Raw genomic sequence first — 270 nt, 5'->3', positions numbered from 1 at the left:
ACACATTCCTTGGCAGGCTAGACGATGAACCCAACAGATCCTAACGCGACGTCGCAAAACATTCTCGTGCTCGGTGCCGGCGAACTCGGCCTGCCGGTACTGCGCAATCTTGCGCGCCGCGCGAAGGACGTGGACGGCGCGAAGATCAGCGTGCTGCTGCGCGCAAGTGCCGTTGAATCCAGTACACCCGGCAAGCAACAAGATATCGCGGAGATCCGGAATCTTGGGATCGAGATTGTCGTCGGCGATCTTGTGAAGAGCTCCATCGAC

The 270-nt window shown here is 58.9% G+C and carries 1 pseudogene; it reads left to right on the top strand.

Features of this window, described 5'->3' with window-relative positions:
• Positions 1 to 24 precede the first annotated feature (24 nt).
• Positions 25 to 270: pseudogene (locus RVY79_RS19760) on the top strand (aromatic alcohol reductase); the annotation flags it as partial.

This window comes from Chromohalobacter sp. HP20-39 (genome assembly GCF_033052815.1).
Classification (GTDB): Bacteria; Pseudomonadota; Gammaproteobacteria; order Pseudomonadales; family Halomonadaceae; genus Chromohalobacter.
This window is presented reverse-complemented; position numbering and strand designations above follow the sequence as displayed.